General features: G+C 38.5%; 12 protein-coding genes and 4 pseudogenes. 5 read left to right on the top strand and 11 right to left on the bottom strand.

Features of this window, described 5'->3' with window-relative positions:
• Positions 1–27 precede the first annotated feature (27 nt).
• Positions 28–1,293, bottom strand: coding sequence for a helix-turn-helix transcriptional regulator (locus tag JCM10596_RS03150; RefSeq protein ID WP_025025890.1), 1,266 nt, complete (start codon positions 1,291–1,293; stop codon positions 28–30).
• A gap of 380 nt (positions 1,294–1,673) precedes the next feature.
• Between JCM10596_RS03150 and JCM10596_RS31010 the strand changes: the two genes are divergently transcribed.
• The 3 genes from JCM10596_RS31010 (at position 1,674) to JCM10596_RS03135 (ending at position 6,364) form a co-directional block, all read left to right on the top strand.
• The gene (locus tag JCM10596_RS31010) at positions 1,674–3,011 is read left to right on the top strand and encodes a S8 family serine peptidase (RefSeq protein WP_025025889.1); all 1,338 of its coding nucleotides are present in this window, start codon (positions 1,674–1,676) and stop codon (positions 3,009–3,011) included.
• Between the two features lie 326 nt (positions 3,012–3,337).
• A complete protein-coding gene (locus JCM10596_RS27420; RefSeq protein WP_025025888.1) occupies positions 3,338–4,684 on the top strand; it encodes a S8 family serine peptidase in 1,347 nt (448 codons plus the stop codon).
• Between the two features lie 27 nt (positions 4,685–4,711).
• The gene (locus JCM10596_RS03135) at positions 4,712–6,364 is read left to right on the top strand and encodes a S8 family serine peptidase (RefSeq protein WP_025025887.1); all 1,653 of its coding nucleotides are present in this window, start codon (positions 4,712–4,714) and stop codon (positions 6,362–6,364) included.
• A gap of 163 nt (positions 6,365–6,527) precedes the next feature.
• On the opposite strand, the gene JCM10596_RS03130 is transcribed toward JCM10596_RS03135, so the two are convergent.
• Together JCM10596_RS03130 and JCM10596_RS03125 are read right to left on the bottom strand one after the other, a co-directional pair.
• Positions 6,528–7,058, bottom strand: a complete 531-nt coding sequence (locus tag JCM10596_RS03130; protein WP_025025886.1) for a cysteine hydrolase family protein — start codon at positions 7,056–7,058, stop codon at positions 6,528–6,530.
• Between the two features lie 296 nt (positions 7,059–7,354).
• Entirely contained in the window at positions 7,355–7,987 is a 633-nt protein-coding gene (locus JCM10596_RS03125) for a pyridoxamine 5'-phosphate oxidase family protein (protein ID WP_025025885.1), read from the bottom strand.
• Between the two features lie 275 nt (positions 7,988–8,262).
• Between JCM10596_RS03125 and JCM10596_RS23550 the strand changes: the two are divergent.
• Together JCM10596_RS23550 and JCM10596_RS28560 are read left to right on the top strand one after the other, a co-directional pair.
• Positions 8,263–9,545 (top strand): annotated as a pseudogene (locus JCM10596_RS23550) (MFS transporter).
• 40 nt (positions 9,546–9,585) lie between these two features.
• On the top strand, positions 9,586–10,395 hold the full coding sequence (locus JCM10596_RS28560) for an SIMPL domain-containing protein (RefSeq protein ID WP_159102298.1): 810 nt from the start codon (positions 9,586–9,588) through the stop codon (positions 10,393–10,395).
• Here the strand turns inward: JCM10596_RS28560 and JCM10596_RS03110 are convergent.
• From JCM10596_RS03110 to JCM10596_RS31610, 8 genes and pseudogenes are all read right to left on the bottom strand, one after another.
• Positions 10,279–12,534 carry a DNA topoisomerase gene (locus JCM10596_RS03110; RefSeq protein ID WP_025025884.1) on the bottom strand — a complete coding sequence of 752 codons (2,256 nt, stop codon included), beginning with the start codon at positions 12,532–12,534 and terminating at the stop codon, positions 10,279–10,281. The genes JCM10596_RS28560 and JCM10596_RS03110 overlap by 117 nt on opposite strands.
• A gap of 199 nt (positions 12,535–12,733) precedes the next feature.
• Positions 12,734–14,176: a carbon starvation CstA family protein gene (locus JCM10596_RS03105; protein ID WP_025025883.1), complete on the bottom strand. Its 1,443-nt coding sequence runs from the start codon at positions 14,174–14,176 to the stop codon at positions 12,734–12,736.
• A gap of 152 nt (positions 14,177–14,328) precedes the next feature.
• Positions 14,329–15,063, bottom strand: coding sequence for a LytR/AlgR family response regulator transcription factor (locus JCM10596_RS03100; RefSeq protein ID WP_025025882.1), 735 nt, complete (start codon positions 15,061–15,063; stop codon positions 14,329–14,331).
• A 4-nt stretch (positions 15,064–15,067) separates the two neighbouring features.
• A complete protein-coding gene (locus JCM10596_RS03095) occupies positions 15,068–16,816 on the bottom strand; it encodes a sensor histidine kinase (RefSeq protein ID WP_025025881.1) in 1,749 nt (582 codons plus the stop codon).
• Between the two features lie 245 nt (positions 16,817–17,061).
• Positions 17,062–21,258, bottom strand: coding sequence for a non-ribosomal peptide synthetase (locus JCM10596_RS27415; protein ID WP_051541154.1), 4,197 nt, complete (start codon positions 21,256–21,258; stop codon positions 17,062–17,064).
• Positions 21,225–22,019 (bottom strand): annotated as a pseudogene (locus JCM10596_RS31620) (condensation domain-containing protein); the annotation flags it as partial. The gene JCM10596_RS27415 and the pseudogene JCM10596_RS31620, both read right to left, overlap by 34 nt.
• Before the next feature lie 69 nt (positions 22,020–22,088).
• Positions 22,089–23,221: pseudogene (locus tag JCM10596_RS31615) on the bottom strand (non-ribosomal peptide synthetase); the annotation flags it as partial.
• 129 nt (positions 23,222–23,350) lie between these two features.
• Positions 23,351–25,050: pseudogene (locus JCM10596_RS31610) on the bottom strand (condensation domain-containing protein); the annotation flags it as partial.

Here is a 25,050-nt window from a genome sequence, read left to right as displayed (position 1 = left end):
ATTCAAAAATTTAATCTGTAGCAATGATTAGCTTTCCTCGCTATACATCTTTTTTCTGGATTCATTTACTAAGAAATAATAGTAGCTAGAATCTTTGTATTTAAACTTCTTAGAATAATATTCAGCAAGAACTTCTGCATAATTGGCAACATTATACCAGTCTTTTTTAGCTTCAAAATATGGTATCAATTCATTCTTCAGCAAGGTTTCCAATTGAATATGGTGTGTGGGATAGATTTTGAAGGTTAAGTATTTAAAATGAAGAACAAATTCTTTCAGATTATTTTGCTTTGCTGTTGTTACCCCCCGATCAATCCACTTCATTGCTTTAGGGTAATCATGCAATTCAATATAAGCTTTGGCTAAGCAATAATAGGTCCTCACTTTTTTTTCATAATGCTCCTCTTCCCAGCATTCAGAGCTTTTCAGAAAATTATGGATAGCTTTTTGATAGTTGCCTTGGCTTAAATACATGTAACCCAGATTGTGATAGCTGTAGCTCATCAATTCACAGTTACTTAGCTTTTCAGCCATCTGCAAGGCATTAGATAGATATTTCTCAGCTTGATCATATTGATGAGTACGAGTCATATTTACTCCTAATAAAATCTGACAATCGATGCTACGAATATAATTACAATCTCTCTGAAAAATATTTAGTGACATTTCAGCATATTTGAACGACTGAAAGGTCCTATGCAGCTGCATATTAATTAGAGATAAGTAGTAATATACCTCGGGCTCTTGGATGAATTGTTCATCACGTATTTTCTCTGCCAGCTTGTATAATTTGAGAGCTTCAAAATAATTTTCGTTCAGAAATGAGTAAAATCCATAGAATAGGTAGTAATAGTACTTGAGGTCAGAATTAAGCTTTTTTTCAAATGGCTCGATTTCTTTAACGATTCTCCTTGCTGATTTGATATCACGCAGCAAAAGTTGATAGTGTAATGTGAAGATTTTGAATTTAAGCAAGAGATTTGGGTCTTGAATCTGATAGATTTGTTCTTTTAGAAGTGGATATCTGTGAGCAGCCTCTTTAAGATCTCTATTGCCTAGGAAAATATACCATTCTTGAAGCTTCTGTGTAATAGTTTCTATATCCCCCTGAGAATCTATTTCTGTTGGAGATATATTCAGTCGCTTACACAGGTGATCTAACATATGAGGGCTAGGTGTTTCATGTCCATTTTCTATCTTGCTTAAGTGTGATACAGAGCATATACCATGAGCTAGTTGTTCCTGAGTCAGTCCTTTTAATTTCCTAAAATAATGAATTTTTTGTCCAAACATAGGAACCTCCATCATAGATTTTAGATTATTATTTCTTAAGATTTGAAATTTACAGAGATCTATAAATTAATCATAAGTAAAATGGTAATGTCTAGCAACACAAATATTTTAATGTAAAAAGTTGTGAAAATTTGGATTGTTTTTAATATTTATTAATATAAAAAAAGCACATATTTTCCCAATAACGGAATCCATCGACTTTTGTTAGAATTTAGTTGAAAGTATATTTCATATTTTCAAAATTATTCAAAAGGAGAGATCTATATGAATAGTTTGATTGTTCATATTTTTGGTTTTGGATAGCTAGAAGAAAGTCTTGTAGAAATGTCTTGTTTTATTTTGTAGATTTATCAATCTATTAATTATTAGGGGGAAATGACATGAAAAAATGGTTCAGTACAGCGCTAAGTATTCTATTGGTATTAACATTATTTACAGGATTCTCGAATGCGAATCAACCAGAAGCTTCGATAGATTTTAAAGATTATGAGTTTGTTGAAGGACAGTTAATCTTTTCAGTAGAAGCAGATGCTAATTTCTCACTGGCTAGTACAGGCGATGTCACTATGCAAGCGACCACTTTAAAAGATAAAGGCTTTGCTATTGTAGACTCTCTTCTAGCAGAAGGAGATGATTTCTCAGTTCAAGCTTTCAGTAATGATTTTCAGGCTGAAGTGATCGAGAATATGGGATTAGTCTATTTGACAGAGTATTCTCACAAAGATTATAAATCTATTGAAGAAGCAAAAAAATACTTAACCAATGTTTTACAAGATTTAGGTTACAAGGTTCGTTATGTATCTGAGAACTATATGATGGAGGCTTTTGAGGCTGCTCCAGCGTTAGACCTAGTATCAGATGAAATCACAACAGAAGACATTGAAATGGAAATGCATAACAATCAAAGATGGCATTATGAGATGATTAAAGCTCCTCAAGCTTGGACTATGACTCAAGGTTCAAGTGCTGTAAGAATCGCTGTATTGGACACTGGAATTGATGCTAACCATGGTAGTTTAAGAAACTTTGTCAATACTAGCCTAGGAAGAAGTTTTGTTGGTGGTACAACAAGGGATGTTCAAGGACACGGAACACATGTAGCTGGTACAATTGCTAGTTATGGTTCCGTATCTGGAGTTATGAGAAATGCTACATTAATCCCTGTAAAGGTATTAGGAGATGACGGTAGAGGATCATTATACGGAATTCAACAAGGAATTCTATATGCTTCTAGCATTGGATCAGATGTTATCAACATGTCTTTAGGCGGTGGCGGTTATAATCAAGGAATGGATGAAGCTTGCCGTACAGCTGTTGCTAGAGGAACCATTGTTGTGGCAGCTACTGGTAATGATTATAGAGGAAGCATTTCTTACCCAGCTGCATACAGCAGTGTTATTGCCGTAGGATCTGTAACATCTAATAGAACAAGATCAGCTTTCTCTAACTATGGATCAGGTCTTGAAATCATGGCTCCAGGATCAGGGATCTATAGCACCTATCCAAATAATCAATTCAGATCACTTTCTGGTACTTCTATGGCTACACCTCATGTAGCTGGAGTTGCAGGATTAATGAGATCAGTAAATAGAAACATTTCTGTTGCTAATGCGCGTACGATTTTGAGAAATACAGCTCAATATGCTGGTAACTTCAATGAATATGGCTATGGTATCGTTGATGCGCAAGCTGCTGTACGAGGAGCAAGAGGATATTAATCTACTCCTGCTTTTTACACGGAGCACTAACCTAAAGTTAGTGCTCTTCTTCTTTTTTAACAAATGTTGCGAAAATTTGGATTTGTGATAATGTTTTTTGAAGTAGAAAAGTCACATATTTTCCCAATAACGAAATCCATCGACTTTTGTTAAAATTTAGTTGAAAGTATATTTCATATTTTCTAAATTATTCAAAAGGAGGGATTTGCATGTTTGAGTTCTTTCAACACCGTGGGACATATGGGTAACGAAACAGGTTTTAATCCGTGTTGAGTGGTGTTCTTCGCGATTGGGTTAACTATTAATTAACAATGGGGGTTGTGTCATTGAAAAAATGGTTCAGTACAGTACTTATTATGGCATTAGTTGTGACAATGTTTACAGGATTTTCTTATGCAGATCAATCTGAATTTTCTTTAGAGTTAAGAGATACTGACTTTGTTGAAGGACAATTGATTTTTTCAGTAGAAGCAGATGCTAGTTTCTCACTAGCTAGTACGGGCGATGTAACCATGCAAGCGACAACTTTAAAAGATAAAGGCTTTGCGATAGTAGACTCTCTTCTCGCAGAAGGAGATGACTTCTCCGTTCAAGCCTTCAGTAATGATTTTCAGGCTGAAGTTATCAAGAATATGGGATTAGTCTATTTAGTGGAGTATTCAGAGAAGGATTACAAATCTATTGAAGAAGCAAAAAAGTATTTAACCAATGTTTTACAAGATTTAGGTTACAAGGTCCGTTATGTATCTGAAAACTATGTGATGCAGGCTTTTGATGCTCGTCCCGCGGTCGATAGAGCAAGCCAAATCACGAAAGAAATAACAACTGAAGAAATTGAGATGGAAATGCATAACAACCAAAGATGGCATTATGAAATGATCAAGGCTCCACAAGCTTGGAACATTACTCAAGGCTCAAGTGCTGTTAAAATCGCTGTATTGGATACCGGGATTGACCACAATCACGGAAGCTTAAGAAACTTTGTCAATACGAGCTTAGGAAGAAGCTTCGTAGGTGGAACGACCATGGATGTTCGAGGGCATGGAACGCATGTAGCTGGAACGATTGCTAGTTATGGTTCTGTATCGGGAGTGATGAAAAATGCGACCCTAATTCCGGTAAAAGTATTGGGTGATGATGGCAGAGGGTCATTATATGGAATCCAACAAGGAGTTTTACACGCTTCTAGCATAGGTTCAGATGTCATTAACATGTCTCTAGGTGGTGGTGGCTACAATCAAGGAATGGATGAAGCTTGCCGTACAGCTGTAGCTCGAGGAAGCATTGTCATTGCAGCTACTGGAAATGAATATAGAGGCAGTATTTCTTATCCAGCAGCTTATAGCAGTGTGATTGCTGTAGGTTCAGTAACAGCAAATAGAACAAGATCTGATTTTTCTAACTACGGTACTGGATTAGAATTAATGGCACCAGGTTCAAATATCTATAGTACGTTTCCAAATAATCGATTCTATACAGATTCTGGAACCTCCATGGCTACTCCTCATGTTGCTGGGATCGCTGGATTAATGAGGTCTGTGAATCGAAATATATCTGTTAACGATGTACGCACTATTTTAAGAAATACGGCGCATCATGCTGGTAATTTCAATGAATATGGCTATGGGATTGTCGATGCTTATGCAGCAGTCCAAGCGGCTAGAGCAAAATAATTTAATTAATTTGAGGAGGAAATATAAATGAAAAAATGGTTTTCATTTGTTTTGATCGCTACTCTTATTCTATCCATGTTTACGGGATTTTCCTTTGCTAATGAGTCGACATTATCCTCAGAGTTAAAGAATGCAGATTTTGTTGAAGGCCAGTTAATCTTTTCAGTAGAGGCAGATGCTAGTTTCTCACTGGCTAGTACAGGCGATGTCACTATGCAAGCGACAACCTTAAAAGATAAAGGGTTTGCTATAGTAGACTCTCTTCTAGCAGAAGGAGATGATTTCTCCGTTCAAGCTTTCAGTAATGATTTTCAGGCTGAAGTTATCGAGAATATGGGGTTAGTCTATTTAGTAGAGTACTCTCATAAAGAATATAAATCTATCGAAGAAGCAAAAAAATACTTAACACATGTTTTACAAGATTTAGGTTACAAGGTTCGATATGTATCTGAGAACTACATGATGGAGGCTTATGAAGTGCTTACTTCTTTAGACCAAGTAACAGATGAGATCACAACATCAGAAATTGGAATGGAAATGCACAACAACCAAAGATGGCATTATGAGATGATCAAAGCCCCTCAAGCTTGGACCATTAATCAAGGATCTAGCAATGTAAAAGTAGCTGTATTAGATACTGGGATTGATCATAATCATGTTGACTTAAGAAACTTTGTTAATACAGGTTTAGGAAGAACTTTTGTAGGCGGTACAACAATGGATGTTCAAGGGCACGGAACGCATGTAGCTGGAACGATTGCTAGTTATGGCTCTGTTTCTGGAGTGATGAAGAATGCAACATTAATCCCTGTAAAGGTCTTAGGGGACGACGGTAGAGGATCAACGTATGGGGTTCAACAAGGAGTCTTGTATGCTTCCAGCATTGGCTCAGATGTGATCAACATGTCTTTAGGCGGTGGCGGCTATAATCAAGGAATGGATGAGGCTTGCGCTACGGCTGTGGCAAGAGGAACGATTGTAGTAGCAGCATCTGGAAATGATTCAAGAGGCACCATTTCCTATCCAGCTGCATATAGCAGTGTAATTGCCGTAGGATCTGTAACATCTAATAGAACAAGATCTTCCTTCTCTAACTATGGCACAGGACTTGAAGTAATGGCACCAGGTTCTAATATTTACAGCACATTTCCAAATAACCAATACAGAACCTATTCTGGTACTTCGATGGCTACACCACATGTTGCAGGTGTAGCAGGATTAATTAGATCAGTAAACCCTAGCATTTCTGTTAATGACGCACGCAATATTTTAAGAAATACGGCTCAAAATGCAGGGTCATTCAACGAGTATGGTTATGGGATTGTCGATGCTCATGCAGCAGTACTAGCCGCGGGAGGTAATAATGAAGATCCTAATACTACTACCACTACCGCGACGACAAATAAAAGCTCTTATACGAGAGGAGAAAACGTGACACTCTCTGCTACAGTAAAAGATCATAACAATCAGGCATTGCAGGGAGCAACCGTACAATTTACCATTACTCGTCCAAATGGAACGACATTATCGGGCTCAGCAACGACAAATGCATCGGGAGTGGCTTCTTGGACAGTAAGTACATCGTTCTATACGGCAATAGGAACGTACCAAGTTCAAGCGACATCGTCCAAGTCAGGTTATTCAGGAAGTTCGGGAACTACGAGCTTTTCAGTTAGGTAAAATAGGTAAAATTTCACCGTAAAAAAATTTGTTTTTTTACAAAAATCTGACCAGTACTTAAAATAAACGGCAGCCTAGGACTTGATGATGGGGTCCAAGACTGCCGCTTATTTGTTGAACTAATATGCTCCGTTAATTCCAACAACAATTATAATCTGGTCTTTTAAAACAGAACTTCATTGGTGTGAAGTATAGTAGCAAATTGAGCAAGAATGCTATTATGATGGCGTATTATTTGCTCCGCAGTCAATACCTCAGAATCATAGGTACTGTGACAATCACATGCTAATTCCACTTTATAACCATGTGAAAACCCACTTTTTACAGTAGTATCCACACAATACTCAGTTTGAACTCCACACATAACCAAAGTGTCGATAGCATGTTTGCGTAGTAATATATTGAGTTCAGATTCAAGAAATGAGTCCGCATGATGTTTGATAATAAGATGATCTTGTGCAGCAGGTGCAATCTGGTCTATTATTTGCCATAATGGCTGATTTTCAGACCGTAAAGATCCCTCCGCCTCCGTAAACATTATATATATTACTAGAGAATGACTTTTTCGAGCCTTTTCAATTAGGAGCATTGTATTAGCTATTAATTTTTCTTCCTGATAAAGAGTTTTTCCACCGTACTTTTTCCAGACAAAAGGCATTACCTGCATGTCAATAATCACTAGAGCCTTTTTCACTTTTGACAAACCTCCTATGGTTCTAAATTTTATATCTCTCCTTCATTACCAGAGTACCGGTTCATCATGACTTACTCAATAAACGCTCCGTAGAGTGTCACTATCCTGCAAGTAAGTTTACCTAAGCTAAATGATATTTTTTCTATATAGCACCATAAAGGGAGCACTAATACTAAATCAGTGCTCCCTCTTCTTATTACCTGATATTCACCTATTCGCAAGATTATTTTCTTTCTACTCAATCGATTAAGCATAGAAACGATATCTTTCAATTTAAACAAATGTTTAAATACTGACTAATATAGATTCTTCTTATACCCTTCTTGAAGCATGGCTTCAATTTCTTCCGTTTTATATTCAGTAAGTTTAACATGATCCTTTAATATTTGTGCTGCTGAGGGTAGTTGCTCTTTTTTATACCAAGACTCTGGAATCCATAAATTGGAGCGCAAAATAGCTTTTGCACAATGAATATAACACTCCTTCACGGTTACACCAATTCCTAATAAAGGGCGCTTCCCCTTTACTTCCATCTTTTTCAGGAACTCTTCATCTTGAATTAAAGTTGCTTCTCCATTGATTCTTAAGGTTTCTCCTAAACCAGGGATGAAAAATAAGAGTCCAATATGAGGGTTTTTTAGAATATTTACTAAGGAGTCCATTCGCTTGTTCCCAGGTCTTTCTGGAATGACAAGATGCTGTTCATCAATAACATAAACAAAGCCTGGTCCATCCCCGCGTGGAGAAACATCACACAATCCATTTTGGTCGGATGTAGCCATGGTTACGAATGGAGATAAAGAAATAAAACGGCGGCAATGCTCATCTATTTTGGAAATGACTTTCTTACTGACCATCTCACTAGGAAATCCTACTAATTCTCTCAGCACTTGTTCTGATTCTATCACTTTATTAAAAGGTGAATGCATATGTTTAATGTCTAACTCTCCCCTTCCTATAACTTCATACTAGTAAAAATCCATTCAATACAAGCTTTTAGATAAATAAAGAAAGCAAGTGAGTACTGTTATCGAAAAATTGATCATATTCTTACACTATACTTATCATGTAGCCTACCTCTAGTCAAGAACAAGTCCATTCATTATTTGTAAAGAATCCATTAAAATTTAGAATTTTCAATCACTCTCCCCTTTTTTCTAGTACAATGTTAGATATACTTGTTTTCTCTAAGGAGGCTATGTTGATGAAAGGATACACAAAAGAAGAGAATAGTTGGATGCTTTACGATTGGGCAAATTCAGCTTATTCAATTATTATTACTACTGCTGTCTTTCCCCTATTTTATAAAGCATCTGCAACTAGTGCCGGTGTGAGTGCAGCGAATTCGACTGCTTACTTAGGCTACACCATTGCAATTGCTACCTTTATTTTGGCTATGCTTGGGCCCATATTAGGTACTATTGCGGATTATCGAGGCTATAAAAAGAAGTTTTTTGTATTCTTTCTGATACTGGGAGTTTTATCTACAGCTTCCTTAGCTTTTATTCCAAGTGATCAGTGGATCTTATTGCTCATTTGTTATACTTTTTCGACGATTGGCTTTGCTGGTGCTAACGTTTTCTATGATGCTTTTCTTGTTGATGTATCGTCAGAAAAACGAATGAATCAAGTGTCAGCTCGCGGTTATGGCATCGGCTATATAGGAAGTACCATCCCCTTTATTATAAGTATTTTGATTATCATCTTAGCACAGAATGGATGATCCCCATTTCAACAACACTAGCTAGTCAACTTGCTTTTCTTATTACCGCTGTCTGGTGGGGGCTATTTACCATTCCAATGCTAAGAAACGTTCAACAGAAGTACTATATCGAGCGAGAAGCTAAACCTATTGTTAATAGCTTTAAACGCTTAGCTAAAACCTTCAAAGAAATTAGAAAACAACGTGCCCTATTTTTGTTTTTGTTAGCCTATTTCTTCTATATTGATGGTGTGGGCACGATTATTACGATGTCAACAGCATATGGCAGTGATTTAGGAATCAGTGCGACGAATCTGCTGATTATCTTATTTGTTACACAGGTTGTTGCTGCTCCCTTCGCTATCCTTTATGGGAGATTAGCTCAGAAATTTAGTGGCAAGATCATGCTGTATGTCGGAATATTGGTTTACATTGGCGTTTGTATCTATGCTTACTTTTTAAAAACAACTCTAGATTTCTGGATATTAGCCATGCTTGTAGCCACCTCACAAGGCGGGATTCAAGCGTTAAGCCGGTCTTATTTTGCCAAGTTGATTCCTAAGGAAAAGTCTAGTGAATATTTTGGGTTTTATAATATTTTTGGCAAATTCGCTTCCATCATGGGGCCTTTATTGGTTGCCATGACCGCTCAGCTTACTGGTCATTCAAGCAGCGGTGTATTTAGTCTAGTCATTCTGTTCATTATAGGTTTTGCTATTCTGTCCTTTGTCCCAGAAGTAGATAAGAATGTTGTCCAATCTGAAACATCAGATATGTCAGTGTGATTTACCTATTACTTTCGTTCTAGAAAGGAGTGCTTCACATATGTATTTTCAACAACACTCTTCATTTAAATCAAGATCAAATCCTTCTATGATACATAATCAAGAAAAGGTGATTGAGGTAACTGGCGAAGGAAGCATTGCGGTTACTCCAAACCTAGCTGAAATTATGATTGGAGCCATTACTGAGAATCAAAGACTAAGCATAGCTCAAGCAGAAAACTCAAAGATCATAGCAAATGTACTGGAATCCTTATTCAAGTTAAACATAGCGAAGGAACAAATTCAAACCGCGGTTTATCGAATCGAGCCACAGTATCACTATGAGGAAGGAAAATCTAGCTTAATAGGCTATCAAGTAACACATCTTCTTCAAGTAACGATAGACAATATGGAGAAAACAGGACTGGTAATTGATACAGCAGTCAATAGTGGGGCTAATTCCGTGTCTATGATTCAATTTAAAGTTTCGAATTCTGATGGTTACTATCATCAAGCCCTCTCTCTAGCTGTAAAAAACGCAAGAAATAAAGCCATGACGATCGCAACCTCATTAGGAGGAACTCTCCATAGATATCCACTGAAAGTAGAAGAGGAAATTCCAAGGATTGGACCAGTCCCATATCAAGCAGCATCCTTTCAATTAGAAAGCGCCCTCCCTCCTATTCAAGCAGGTGAGTTGAACATTTCTGCTGTGATAAGGTCCAATATTCATATGACTAGCATTGTTTATATTTTAATCAAAGGACTGCTTCACACGGTAGTCTTGATCCAGAATAAGATAGGCTTCATAATCCTTGTTTTTTGTAGGAGAATGGAGCTTTATTTTTTTTGTTGTTTTCTGTTTCGTTAGCAGCTGCTTGGCCTCTGTTTTCGTTATCTTCTTTTTCCCGAACCTTTCCATTGCATTCTTCCAAATCGTTACTTTACATCCCTCTTTCCAGCCTGTACAAGAGAACGATTTTTCTAGTTCTAGAACTTGCTTTCCGCAGCTGGGACAGACACAAAGCGTGTTTTTCTCAGTAGGTGATTTTGGTGTGCGAGTCGTTGTCCCTTTATTGGAGGGTGGCTTGTTACCAGCCTTTACATCTCTTTTTGTATAGGTGGAGGTTACACTAGACAGCTTGCTTCCTTCAGAACTTTTGACTTCATTAACCATTTGAGAAATGGCTGTTTTCATCTCTTCCATAAATTGAGCTCTGGTTATTTTTCCTGCTTCTACATCTGCTAGTTTTTGTTCCCAGACTGCCGTCATTTCAGCAGATTTTAGAATTTCTACTGGTAGAACTTTAAATAATGCCATTCCTTTTTCCTCGGTGGGAACCAGGTATTTTTTTTCTCGCCGAACGTATCCACGTTTTACAAGCTCTTCAATAATAGAGGATCGAGTAGCTTCTGTGCCAATTCCTGTTCCCTTTAACTGCTCTCTTAACTCTTCATCGTTAATGAACTTCCCAGCATTGTCCATAATGCTAGGCATGTCCTCTTCCAGAATTCTTTTGGGTGGCTGTGTTTTTTTCTCCTCTAAGTTAAATTTTATAGCTTTTACTGCATCATGTACCTGTATCGAAGGTAAGACATTGGATTTAGGGATTCCTTCTATTTCTCGCCAACCTGCTTGTTTTAGTGTTTTTCCACTAGATTTAAAGGTTTCACTACCTACACTTGTCGTTGCGGTTGTTTGCTCCCAGATACAGACTGGATAAAAGCTTGACACAAAACGTTTTACAATCACTTCATAGACAGCAAGCTCTTGTTTGGAAAGCTTCGCTAATTGAGGTGAGCGAAGAGTTGGAATGATCGCTTCATGGGACGTTGTTTTACTGTCATTTATAAAATAAGCCTGCATATTCCAGTTATTTTGTAAAGCTTTATCTGTGTAGTGTGGAAAGGCGGTGGCAAGGACTTCGAGTCTCTTTCGCAGACTTTTTCCTGTACCTGTCGCAATGTAATTACTAGAAGAACGTGGATATGTAATGAGTTTATACTCATCATATAACTTTTGTGCAACCTCTAGTACCTTGGCAGGTGATAACCCGGTTACCTTACCAGCAGCCTTTTGCAAGCCTGTTAAGTTGAAAAGCAGTGGATTTCTCTCCCGCTCTTCTTTTACCTTCACTTCTGTTAGGATTCCATCCTTCCCTTTCAATTGCTGAAGAACGGCTTCCCCCTTTTCCTTTTCAGTAAAACGATCCTCTTTTCCCTTAAACCACCCTCCTTCATATTTGCCATGAGGATGTTGAAAAACAGCTTTAATGGTCCAGAAGTCTTCTGGAATAAAATGTTGGATCTCTTTTTCACGGTTAACTAGAATCGCTAAGGTTGGGGTCTGAACTCTTCCAATGCTTAAAACATTCTTAAATCCTCCGTATTTGAGAGTCATAGCACGTGTCAGATTCATTCCTACTAGATAGTCTGCTTCCTGTCGACATCTTGCCGCATCTGCTAAACCATGATAATCCTGCCCATGTTTACGGTTTTTGTACGCTTCGATGATACCGTATTCGTTCCAATCCTTGATCCAAAGTCTTTCAAAAGGCTTTATACATTTCGTGTACTGATAGATTAAACGAAAGATATTCTCCCCTTCTCGATCTGGATCAGTGGCAACAAAGATTTTCGTAATACTTCGATCATTCAGTAGCTTTTTGATAATATCCAATTGCTTTTTACTTATTCCTCTTGGACCGTAATTCACTTTAATGGGAATCTCATTAAAATGGAATGGAAGGGTATCCATCTGCCATTTAGCTAAGTTTCTATCAATTTCATCTGGTTCCTTTAAGGTAAGAAGATGTCCATAAGCATAAGTCACAATGTGTTTAGTGCCTCTAAAGTACCCTTCTTTTCTAGCTTCTTTGATGAGTTTTTGGTATTTAGGCTGATCTAAATGTTTACTCTCTAGAATTTCCCCATTGGATAGACGGATCTCTTTTAGACTTGCTGCTATCATTTCAGCTACATTTGGTTTTTCTGCTAGAATCACAATCATGATTGTTTGACTCCTATCATGTCATTTCCCTTTATCATTTCCTGGGTAAGCGCAAAATAAGACAGAATAACTCTTCATGCGCTCTTTTGTTTCAAGTATCGAGATAAAACATATTATTTCATACTGAAAGGATTACAGCAAACAAATCTATAAGATTTAATCTAAAGCTAAGATGTTCCAAATATAATACTTCTATTTATTAAGCGGCTCTCTTTTCATCTGCATCAATTTTAAAGTTTGCTTCTTGACGATTTAATTTAACTTTGTAAGCGAATAACGCCAGAATCACAGCTGTGCTTACTGCTGCAGCCATATATGCTGTTGACATTGGCAACCCAAAACCAATTGGCGCATTATAAATAAAGGTTAAGGAAACCATTGTCATGAACGTAGCAGGAATAGTAGCAACCCAATGCATTTTATATTGAATGGCTAAATACATAGCTCCAACAAATAAAGCGATTGCACTAATTGCCGCATTTGTTACTCCAAAGTATCTCCAGAGCATGGTGAAATCCATTTTTGTCAAGACGAATGAAATTGCAAATAAAGGTAAGGCAATCCATAAGCGACTTGCTAATTTCATTTGTGGTACGTTGATATACTCAGCAATAATCATTCGTGCAGAACGGAATGCGGTGTCTCCTGAAGTGATCGGAAGTACGATGACTCCTAGAATAGCTAACGTTCCACCGATGGCACCTAGTAATGTGAATGAAACTTCCCTTACAACAAGTCCAGCTCCACCTTGAGCGATAAGAGCACTCAGGTCTGTTCCGTAGAAAAGACTCATGGCAGCTGCTGCCCAAATCATAGCAATAACTCCTTCGACGATCATCATGCCATAAAATACTTTTCTTCCATTCTTCTCATTTTGAAGTGTTCGTGAAATAATGGGTGATTGTGTTGCATGGAAGCCTGAAATCGCTCCGCAAGCAATGGTGATCATTAACAATGGAAAGATTGCCGCTCCTGTGGGATGCATGTTTTGTAACGTTAATTCAGGAATAGGAGCTCCGGTAATGACAAGCATTCCTCCAATACCAACAGCACTAATTAATAGAAGTCCTCCTAAAATCGGATAGAATCTACCGATAATTTTATCAACTGGTAATAGGGTTGCAAGAATATAATAAACAAAAATAGCACCTACAATAATAGCTAAAGCAACTGCACCATTCATTAAATTAAATAAAAGTCCCGCAGGAGCCGTTACGAATACGGTTCCAACAAGAAGTAAAAGTAAAACAGCAACGGCATTCACAACATGCTTCATAGTAGCCCCTAAAAATCTGCCCGCAAGCTGTGGTAAGTGGGCTCCGTTATTACGAATAGATATCATTCCGGTTAAATAGTCGTGGACAGCCCCGGCAAAAATGCAGCCTACAACAATCCAAATAAAGGCTACTGGACCATATAGAGCCCCCATAATTGGACCAAAAATCGGACCGACACCCGCGATATTTAGAAGTTGAATGAGCGAGTTTCGATTTGTTCCCATAGGAATATAATCAATTCCATCCTTCATGTAATATGCCGGTGTTTGCCTAGCCTCTTTTACACCAAAAAGCTTCTCAATTACCTTGCCATACGTAAAATAACCAACAATTAAAAGTACAATTGAAACTAAAAACGTTATCATTAGCCAGCACCTCTTCCAATACATGAATTGAATACGCTTACATTGTAGCATTACACAGCTGAAATGTGACGTTTTCGTGTCAACGTGTATGAAGTGGTTGCTAACATGCTCTTTGCTCTGTTTATCATGCACAATTTTATTTCATAATTATCTTATAATTCCAAGTGCTCTCTTAATGATTTTACGTAATTACGACTAACTGGAATCACTTCTTTTTTCCCAATAACCTTCAATTGATAAGCTCGGTTAAACCAAGGAATGAGCTGCTCTACCTTGTCCAAGTTTACAAGATAACTTTTATGGGTGCGAAAGAAAGGATATCCTTTTAACTTTTCTTCTAAATCTTTGATTGTCATTTTTGAACTGAAATTTCCATCTTCAGTACATATGACTGTTTCCCTCTCCTCACGAAAGAGGTAGGTAATGTCTTTAGGAGATAAATAAACAATTCGACCATCATCTTCTACGGCTAATTTGGCTATTATCGAAGGGGGAGGCTCTTTTGTATCCGTAATTTGTAATCGCTCCTTAATTCTCTTGATGGTATCCCCTACCTGCTGCTCATCGAATGGTTTTAGTAAATAGTCTAGAGCTTGGACACGAAAGGCTGTGGCAGCATACGCTGGATAGGCCGTTGCAAAAATGATTAACGGCACTTTCTTCATATTTTGAATCGCTTTCGCTAAATCGATCCCTGACATCTGAGGCATTTCAATATCAAGAAAAACAACGTCTGGTTCATTAATAATAATTTTTTCTAATCCTTTTTCACCGCAATCTCCTTCAGCAACAATCTCTACTTCACTATATTGTTTTAGTAAAAACTTCAATTCATCTCTACTTAATGGCTCATCATCAATAATGACTGTAGTAATTTTTTGTTTCATCAGATTAAGCCCCCTTCTTTTGAGAAATTTGAATGAAAATTGTTGTTCCTATCCCTTTGTCACTATTAATTTCTAATTTCACCTCATCACCATACATCATTTGTAAGCGGCGAATGATGTTATACAAGCCAATCCCAGTCCCAGTTTGTGAAGCTACTTTCTCTTTTCCAAGATGACGTAAACGCTCATGATCAATTCCGATGCCATTATCAATGATAGAAATACACACATTCTCTTCTTCTTTTATGATCTTTATCACGATTTTGCTTTGATCAGTTAATTTTTTCACTCCATGTTTGATCGCATTTTCTACTATAGGTTGTAATGTCATGGGTGGAACCTTGCAAGATAATGCTCCTTGATCAATCTTATACTGAACAGTTAATTTATCAGAAAAGCGGGCTTCTTCAATTTCTAAATACGCGCTAACATGTTTTAATTCATTTTCTAAGGTGGTTTCAGTAACATCCGTCCCAGTCAAGTTTTGTCTAAAGAAATGGGAAAGCGAAATTAATAGCTTTCTAGCTTTCAAGGGATCGGTCCGTACTAAAGCAACGATTGTATTTAAAGCATTAAATAAGAAATGAGGGCTTACTTGTGCTTGTAACGCCTTAATTTCTGCTTGTTTGGCTAGTTCTAAATGACGGTCAACTTCTGAAAGTTCTAGCTGATGACTTAATAACGTAGAGAGCCCTTTACTAAATTCGACAATCATAGGTGAAATTTCTTTTTCCGACTTAAAATAAAATTTAATGGTTCCTATCGTTTCCTCTTTAATTTTTAAAGGGGCAATCACGACTGCTCGTAGCGGACAGTCATTAAACGAACAATTAATTTCCTCAGAGTTAGCGATCACTAGTTGTCCATTTCTCAACACTCTTTTAGTGGCCTCTGTTTTTATTACTTCACTTTTCAAGTGATGATCTGCACCTATGCCTAGAAAGGCTAATACTCTGTCTTTATCTGTAAAAGAAACAGCTACAACATTAATTTCCTTCAATAGGATTTCACACGTATGTTGGGCAGACATTTCTGTTAATCCACCTCGTAAGTATTTTAACGTTAAATCTGCTAATTTAAGTGCTTTTTGTGCTTGAAGTGAACCCATTCTTTCTTCCTCATTAATGACATTACGGATGATCAATATAAATATGGCCACCCCAATCCCATTGGCAATAATCATGGGTAACCCTATGCTTTCAACTAGTTTCCATGATTGTTCAAACGGTCTTGAAATGAGTAAAATTAATCCCATTTGTAATGTTTCCGCAAGCATTCCAACAAATAAGGCTGTTTGTAATGATAACATCCGATTATTCTTTTTATTTTTTTTATAAAAGTAACCAGCCAGAATTCCAGATAGAATTGTAGCTAAGCCACAAGTAATCCCTGTGAAACCACCTAAAAAAGCACGATGAACCCCAGCGATTAACCCTGCCCCTAAGCCTACCTTCCACCCGCCTAATAAGCCTGCGACTACAACTCCAATAACACGGGCATTGGCTATGGCCTCTTCTTGACTTAATTCTAAAACCCATCGGCTATATGTTCCAGTTTCTACGTTAACAGTTAAACCTGTGTAAGTTCCGATGATACCAAATATTCCGAACATAATAATAACACTTATTTGGTGTCTTTTCGAAATCTCCCTGTATTCAATTAAGTCGCGAATAGATTTAAAACGAGTCATTATAAAGGCTACAGCGACAATTAACCCTAAACGTTCAATCATCACTATTAATAATTCCCACACGGTTTCTAACAACTCCTATACATGTTTTATCTTTAGTATGTTTGACTATCTACAATTATAACATGAGAAAATACTACTCTATGATCCAATGACTACGATTTTCTTAGAAATGAAACACCTTCTCCAGTTTCTTCAGCATAAGCAGGTAGACAGAGTAATGAAACTAGAAGGAGCGAAACCTATGCAACTATAACATTGCATTGATTTCGCTCCTGTAATTCTTTCTATTTTACACACTCTACTATCTAAAACATAAATTCAACTGACTCTACTAAATCTTCACTATTGTTTTCAGTGCCACTTAGTTTGATATCCTTTAATTTGATTTGTGGATCTTGAGCAATTTGCGTTAATATGAACAACAAATCTTGGGACATTTTTTCTACTGTATTCTTTTTGAACAGCTTAGTGCAATATTCAAATTCTCCGTTAATCTCTCCATTCTCTATGCTCATCCCTAGTAAAAGATCAAATTTAGCAAAGGTTTGATTATAGGATGGAACAACGGAAAGCGATGCTTCAGCTTGTACTTCTTGTTCATCAGTAGTGTTCAATAAAAACATGGTATCAAACAATGGGTTGCGACTAACATCACGTTGTAGATTTAGTTTCGTTACAAGTTCTTCAAATGGATATTCTTGATTTTCGTAAGCTAGTAAGGCATTCTGCTTCACATCCATTAAAAACTCATGAAAGGCTCTTTCAGCCAATGGCTGATTGCGCATGGCTAACGTATTGACAAATACTCCGATAATCGGCTCTAGATCTGCATGTGTTCGACCGGCAATTGGGCTTCCTACGACAAGATCTTCTTGACCACTGTACTTAGCAAGCAAGATGTTGTAGGCGGCTAGAAGCGTCATATACATTGTCGCCCCATGACTCTCTGTCAATTTCTCTATTTGTTCTGTGAGTTCGGCATCAATGACAAACTTAGAGGTGTCTCCTTCAAAGCTACGCACGCTTGGTCTAGCATAATCTGTAGGCATTTCTAAGACCGGGAGCTCTCCGCTAAAAGCATTCAACCAGTAGCCTTCCTGTTTTATCAACCGCTCACTTTGCTCCTCAGACTGTTGCCATACTGCATAATCTTTGTACTGGATACGTAGTGGTGCAACCTCTTCCCCTTCATAAAAGCGAACAAAATCTTGAACCAGAAGATCTGTAGAAGCCCCATCGGAAATAATATGATGCATATCCAGCATGAGAAGCTGATACTCTTCTCCTACTTCAATCACTCCTACCCTTAGTAATGGTGGCTTCTCTAGATCAAATGCACGGACAAAACGTTCAAAAATTTCTGCGGTTTCGTCCTCTCTAGCTTCTACATATTCAATCTCAAAGGATACCGCTGAATGGATACGTTGTACCGGTTCTCCACTTACAATTTCAAAGCCAGTGCGTAATGTTTCATGGCGTACCATCAACTGACGGAATGCTTTTTCCAATCTTGCTCGGTCTAATGCCCCTTCTATCTTCATAATGGTTGGCATATTGTAGCTTAATTCTGCTCCTTCAAGCTGATGAAGAATAAATAATCGTTTCTGTGCTGACGATACCGGATAGAATTCTCTTTCTTCAGCAATTGGAATGGATATATGCGCATGGTGTTCCATTGCTGGAAGCACCTTCGCTAGGGCTTCCACAGTTGGTGATTCGAAAATGACCCTAAGCGGTACATCTACATTAAGCTCTTTATGCATTCTAGTTACTAGAGTGGTTGCTCGTAAGGAATGTCCTCCTAAATCAAAGAAGTTGTCCTTGATCCCTACCGTTTTTACTCCTAGTATGTCCTGCCAGATTTGAACTAGTTTTTCTTCTACCGCTGAACGAGGAGCCATATACTCAGTTCCTGTCTGTATGCTTCCCTCTGGTTTTGGCAAGGCTTTACGATTGATCTTCCCATTTGGTGATAATGGCATTTGCTCCAACTGTACAAAATAGGATGGGATCATGTAGCTTGGTAGTTCTTGAGCCAATGCCGCTCTAAGCTCACTGACATTCCATTCATGGGTAGCAGTGAAGTATGCGCAAAGATATTTTTGCCCTGTATTGTCTGCTTGGTCAGTCACAATCGCTTCTTGAATGCTTGCTAGGTTTAAGATTTTGGCTTCGATCTCTCCAAGTTCAATTCTAAATCCACGAATTTTCACCTGATGATCGATCCGTCCTAAATACTCGATGTTTCCATCTGATAACCAACGAGCCAAGTCTCCCGTACGGTACATACGCTCTCCCGGAACAAACGGGTTCTGTACAAACTTCTCCGCTGTAAGCTCTGGACGGTTGTAGTATCCACGTGCAAGTCCCACCCCAGCGATACATAGTTCACCGGCAACACCAAACGGCTGTAATTGATTATTCGCGTTAACAATATAGAGCTGGATATTGTCAATTGGTTTCCCTATTGGAACACTCTCCACCTTCTCATCTAATGGACAATCGAAGAAGGAAACATCCACTGTCGCCTCTGTAGGTCCATATAAATTGATCAATCTGGTTTGGTTGATCGGTGTGACAAGCTGCTGGAAGCGATTTGCATGAGATGGCGTTAGAGCTTCTCCACTAGCAAACACTTGGCGTAAGTAAATCAGTTTTTCTTGCAGTTCTTGTCCTGTTTGTTGCTCTAGATATTCTAAGAAAGCATGAAGCATAGCAGGGACGAAGTGCATCGTTGTGACCTTATGCTGAGCAATGGTATCTAGAATGACCTTAGGATTCTTTTCCCCTCCGACAGAGAGTAAGCAGACCTTGGAACCGACCATTGACCACCAGAACAATTCCCAAACAGATACGTCAAAGGTGATCGCTGTTTTTTGGAGAATCGTGTCACTTGCTGAAATTGGATATTGCTCATGCATCCACAAAATTCGGTTTATCACAGAATGATGCTCCACCATAACTCCTTTTGGATTTCCTGTGGTCCCAGAAGTATAGATGACATAGGCAAGATGGCTTGAAAGATTCATAGTACCCAAGTTTGAGCGATCCTCATGATAGGATGCTTCGTCTTCTAAGATGATGCAAAGTCCATCAAATGCCGCTTTATTTAGTAAGTGTTTCTGAACAAGTAGGATATCGGCATTTGCATCCCCCATAATGTAGCGAATACGTTCTTCTGGATGTGTCGGGTCAATAGGAACATACGCTCCACCTGCCTTCAAGATAGCGTAGATTCCAATCATCATCTCTAGAGAACGTTCTGCCATAATTCCCACCAGTTGGTCTTCACATACCCCATTCGCTCTTAAGGTTCGTGCAAGCTGATTGGCTCTTTCGTTCAACTCTCGATAACTCATTTCTTGATCTTCAAAGACGATAGCTATAGCGTCAGGAGTTCGTTCCACTTGTTCTTCAAACATCTGATGAATGGTTTTCTCTCTTGGATAATCTGCTGTTGTATCATTGAATACAGACAGAATTTGAGTCTTTTCTCCTGCTGTTATCATTTCCAGATTTAATAGCTTCTCTTGTGGATCGTTGATAACATCCTTCATTAATTGAGTGAAATGTTCCGCCATAAGCTCTATTGTTTCTCTCATATACAATGAAGTGGCGTATTCAATACTACACAACATTCCTTCTTCTGACTCTACTACATTAATGTTTAGATCAAATTTTGAGATGGTATGCTTTTGTGGATATGCTTGTAATCGCAATCCCTGGAGCTCTCCTTCTTCCTGACCCGTATTTTGGAGTGTAAACATCGTGTTAAACAAGGCATTTCGACTTAAGTCCCTTTCTACATTCAAATGCTCTACTAATTCCTCAAATGGATACTCTTGGTTCTCATATGATTGCAGTGTCATTTCTTTCACTTCCTGCAGGAACTCCATGAATGTTTTCTCAGCAGATGGGTAGCTTCGAAGCGCTAAGGTGTTGACGAACATTCCGACCAATGGTTCAAGGTCAGCATGAGCTCTTCCAGCAATGGGGGTCCCCACAATAATATCCTCTTGACCACTATATTTATGCAATAGACACTTATAGGCGGCTAATAGGACCATATACAAGGTTGACCCTGTTTCTGTGGCGATCTGCTTAAGCCCCGCACTAATGGTTGAGTCAATTGTAAATTCGAATAGATCTCCAGCAAAGCTTTGCACGGCTGGACGCACATAATCTGTAGGCAATTCCAACACCGGAAGCTCTCCAGCAAAAGCTTTTAACCAGTAGGCTTCCTGACGTTTCATACGTTCGCTTTGTACCTGCGAATGCTGCCATACGGCATAATCTTTATACTGAATTTTAAGAGATGGCAATTCTTCTCCGGCGTACAAGCGCATAAATTCTTGAGTAAGAAGCTCCATCGATACACCGTCGGAAATGATATGGTGCTTATCTAGCATCAGGATATGCCGATCTACTTCAAGCTGAATCACTCCTACTCGTAGTAATGGAGCTCTTTCTAAGTCAAAAGCTCTAACAAAGCGATCAACCAATCTTCCGCCTCTTCTTCACTTGCCTGAAGATATTCTACGTGAAAAGGAACTTCTGAAAGAATCTTTTGTACGGGTTCTCCACCTACCATCTCGAATTTCGTTCGTAAGGTTTCATGACGGACGATCAATTTCCTAAATGCTTCTTCTAAGCGTTCACGATCTAAAGAACCTTTTAGAATCATGTGAGATGGCATATTATAGCTTAATTCTGCTCCTTCTAGTTGATGCAAGATATATAAGCGTTTTTGTGCTGAAGAAACAGGGTAGACATCCCTTATCTCTGCGCTTGGTATTGATATATGTGTGTGTTGCTCCATTCCTGTAATGACTTCACCCATGGCTTCTACAGTAGGTGATTGGAAGACGACTCTTAGTGGCAGATTCACATTCATTTCTTTGTGAATCTTAGAAACCAAGTTCGTAGCTCGTAAGGAATGCCCTCCGAGTTCAAAGAAATGATCCTTTACTCCTATCATCTGTAGACCAAGCACTGTTTTCCATATTTCGACGAGCTTTTCTTCTACCTCCGTTCGAGGTGCTACATACTCCGCACCTGTTTGGATCGCTCCATCTGGTTCTGGCAGGGCTTTACGATCAATTTTTCCATTAGGAGTTAATGGCATCTGCTCAAGCTGTACAAAGTAGGATGGGATCATATAGTTTGGCAGATCTCGTGCCAAGGTTGATCTCAATTGACTCACACTGTATTCTTGATTCAGAGTGTAGTAGGCACATAGATACTTTTGACCTGTTTCATCTTCTAAATCAGTGACAACAACATCCCTTAATACGCCTATTTTTAATAGCTGTGCTTCGATTTCCCCAAGTTCAATACGATATCCTCGAATTTTTACTTGATGGTCGATACGACCTAAATATTCAATGCTCCCATCTGGCAGCCATTGTGCTAAGTCACCAGTACGATACATACGCTGATCCTGATTAAATGGATGCTCGACAAACTTTTCCGCAGTTAATTCAGGTTTATTTAAGTATCCTCTGGCTAAACCTACACCAGCTACACACAACTCACCTGGGATATTGACAGGCAGCAGCTCTTTATGTCCCCTCATGATCATGACTTGATTGTTCCAGATTGGAGTACCAATGATTTGCTTTTCACCTTGACTGATATTGCGAACAAAGGTTGTGACGACACTATTTTCTGTCGGTCCATATTCATTAACCAATTGTACCTGTGGTAGGAAATGATGGCTCTTTTCGATTAATGACTGACTAATGCCTTCTCCTCCTAAAATGATAGCTCGAAGATTTGGTGCCTGTTTCTGATCTAAAATATCCAATAAGGCAGTATAGAGACTAGGTACACTTAAGAAAAGAGTAATCCCTTGCTTGGTAATGGTCCCAGCTAAAGCTATGGGGTCCTGTGCCTCTTGTTCTCCAAGCAAATAAACACTTGCTCCTGACAGCAGCGGGCTAAACAAACTCGCAACGAAAGCATCAAATGAGAAAGAAAACAGCTGCAATACTCTATCTTTCTCGTTTAATCCTAGTTCTGTATTCCTCCATAGTAGAGAATTCACTACACTTTGGTGTTCTACGATAACCCCTTTTGGATTACCTGTAGTACCCGATGTATAAATGACATAAGCCAAATGTTCAGAAGTGTTAATCGACTCTAAATTGCTAGTACTATATTTACTAGAATCAAATGAATGAAGATCAATTGTTGTCACTTCACCAACTATTTTTTCCTTCCACTTGGATGTAGTTAACATATAACTGCATTGGCTATCTTCGAGTAAATAACGCACACGATCCTCAGGATAGCTTGGATCAATTGGTAAGTAGCTCCTCCAGCTTTTAGAACGGCGAAAATTCCAATGACCATTTCTAGCGAACGTTCTACCATAATTCCAACGAGTTGATCCGCTTGTATTTCATATTCTCTTAAGTTGTGAGCTAGCTGATTCGCTCGTTCATTAAGTTCACGATAGGTTAGTTGTTGTCCTTCAAAGACAAGAGCAATCGCCTCTGGAGTTCTCTCTACTTGTTCTTCAAACAACTGATAGATGGTCTTTTCTCTTGGATATGCAGTTGCTGTATCATTAAATTCTGATAGAAGCAGCTTCTTCTCATCTGCTGTGATCATTTCCAAGGACATCAGCTTCTCTTGTGGATGATTGACCAAGCTCTGAACCAATTGAATAAAATGTTCCGCCATATGAACAATGGTTTCTTTCTTATATAAAGCCGTTGCGTACTCAATACTGCATACAAATTGTTCTTCCTCTTCGACTACATTAAGAGTCAGATCAAATTTTGAAACATGATGCTCATGTGGATAAGGCTGGAGGTCTATACCTTTAAGTTCCACTTCATCCTGCTCCATATTTTGCAGAACAAACATGGTACTAAATAATGGATTGTGGCTTAAGCTGCGTTCGATATTTAACTTTTCGATCAGCTCTTCCAGCGGATACTCTTGATTTTCATAGGCTTGTAATGTTGTTTTCTTGACTTCTTCAAGAAACTCCATGAACGTCTTTTCCCCTGATGGATAGCTTCGAATAGCCAATGTGTTTACGAACATCCCAATAAGCGGTTCTAAATCTGCATTTGTTCTTCCAGCAATCGGGGTTCCTACGACCACATCTTCCTGCCCACTATATTTGTATAATAAGGACTTATATGCCGCTAAAAAGACCATATAGAGTGTTGTTCCGGTTTTGCTAGCTATTTCTCTCAAGCTCTTGCTGATTGACGAATCTATGACAAACTCAATGGTTTCCCCTGCAAAACTTTGTACAGCAGGACGCGAATAATCTGTTGGCATTTCTAACACTGGAATTTCCCCAGCAAAAGTATCTAACCAATAGGCTTCTTGTTTCTGCATTCGTTGACTTTGTACCTCCGATTGCTGCCAAACAGCGTAATCCTTATATTGAATAGATAGTGGAGGCAATTCTTTCCCTTCATAGAACTGGGCAAACTCTTGAATTAGAATTTCCATAGAAACGCCATCCGAGATAATATGATGCATATCCAACATTAAGATATGACGTTCTTCTTCTAATTCATGTAGTCCGACTCGAAGTAATGGTGCTTGTTCTAAATCAAAGGCACGGACAAAGCTACCAATTACCTGCTCCTCATCTGCCTTTCCAGCTTGAGTATGTTCTATTGAGAAGGAAACTTCTGAATGTATCCGTTGCACAGGTTCTCCATCTACCATTTCAAAACTAGTACGCAGAATTTCATGTCGAGCAATCAATTGTCTGAAGGCATGCTCAAAGCGCTCCACATCTAATGCACCATGAACGATTAGCGTTGCTGGGATATTATTGCTTATTTCAGCACCTTCTAGTTGTTGCAAGATATATAATCTCTTTTGTGCAGATGAAACGGGATACACATCCATTTTATTTGCCAAAGGAATGGAAACATGTTGCTGATGTTCCATCTCTGAAATTACTTCCTCCATATCTTCTATAGTAGGAGATTGAAACACCGTTCGTAACGGTAGGTCGATATTCATTTCCTTATGAATTCTTGATACCAGAGTGGTTGCTTTTAAAGAATGACCTCCGAGTTCAAAGAAGTTGTCCTTCACTCCTATGGTATCTAGATTCAATACGGCTTTCCAAATTAAAACTAGCTTCTCTTCCGTTTCCGTTCGTGGCGCAACGTACTCAACTCCTGATAGAATACTATCTTTCGGCTCTGGAAGAGCTTTACGATCAATCTTACCATTAGGCGTTAACGGCATCTGCTCTAGTTGAACAAAATAAGCTGGGATCATATACTGAGGCAGCTCACGAGATAAGGTTT

This window comes from Caldalkalibacillus mannanilyticus JCM 10596, assembly GCF_000615945.1.
In the GTDB taxonomy this organism is placed as follows: Bacteria; Bacillota; Bacilli; order Caldalkalibacillales; family JCM-10596; genus Bacillus_AT; species Bacillus_AT mannanilyticus.
Note: the sequence above shows the minus strand (reverse complement) of the source record. Positions and strands in the feature narration are given on the sequence as shown.

Coding starts and splice junctions, on each gene's coding strand:
- JCM10596_RS03150 (WP_025025890.1), bottom strand. CDS start 1,293: ATGTTTGGACAAAAAATTCATTATTTTAGGAAATTAAAAGGACTGACT.
- JCM10596_RS31010 (WP_025025889.1), top strand. CDS start 1,674: ATGAAAAAATGGTTCAGTACAGCGCTAAGTATTCTATTGGTATTAACA.
- JCM10596_RS03135 (WP_025025887.1), top strand. CDS start 4,712: ATGAAAAAATGGTTTTCATTTGTTTTGATCGCTACTCTTATTCTATCC.
- JCM10596_RS03125 (WP_025025885.1), bottom strand. CDS start 7,987: ATGCATTCACCTTTTAATAAAGTGATAGAATCAGAACAAGTGCTGAGA.
- JCM10596_RS28560 (WP_159102298.1), top strand. CDS start 9,586: ATGTATTTTCAACAACACTCTTCATTTAAATCAAGATCAAATCCTTCT.
- JCM10596_RS03110 (WP_025025884.1), bottom strand. CDS start 12,534: ATGATTGTGATTCTAGCAGAAAAACCAAATGTAGCTGAAATGATAGCA.
- JCM10596_RS03105 (WP_025025883.1), bottom strand. CDS start 14,176: ATGATAACGTTTTTAGTTTCAATTGTACTTTTAATTGTTGGTTATTTT.
- JCM10596_RS03100 (WP_025025882.1), bottom strand. CDS start 15,063: ATGAAACAAAAAATTACTACAGTCATTATTGATGATGAGCCATTAAGT.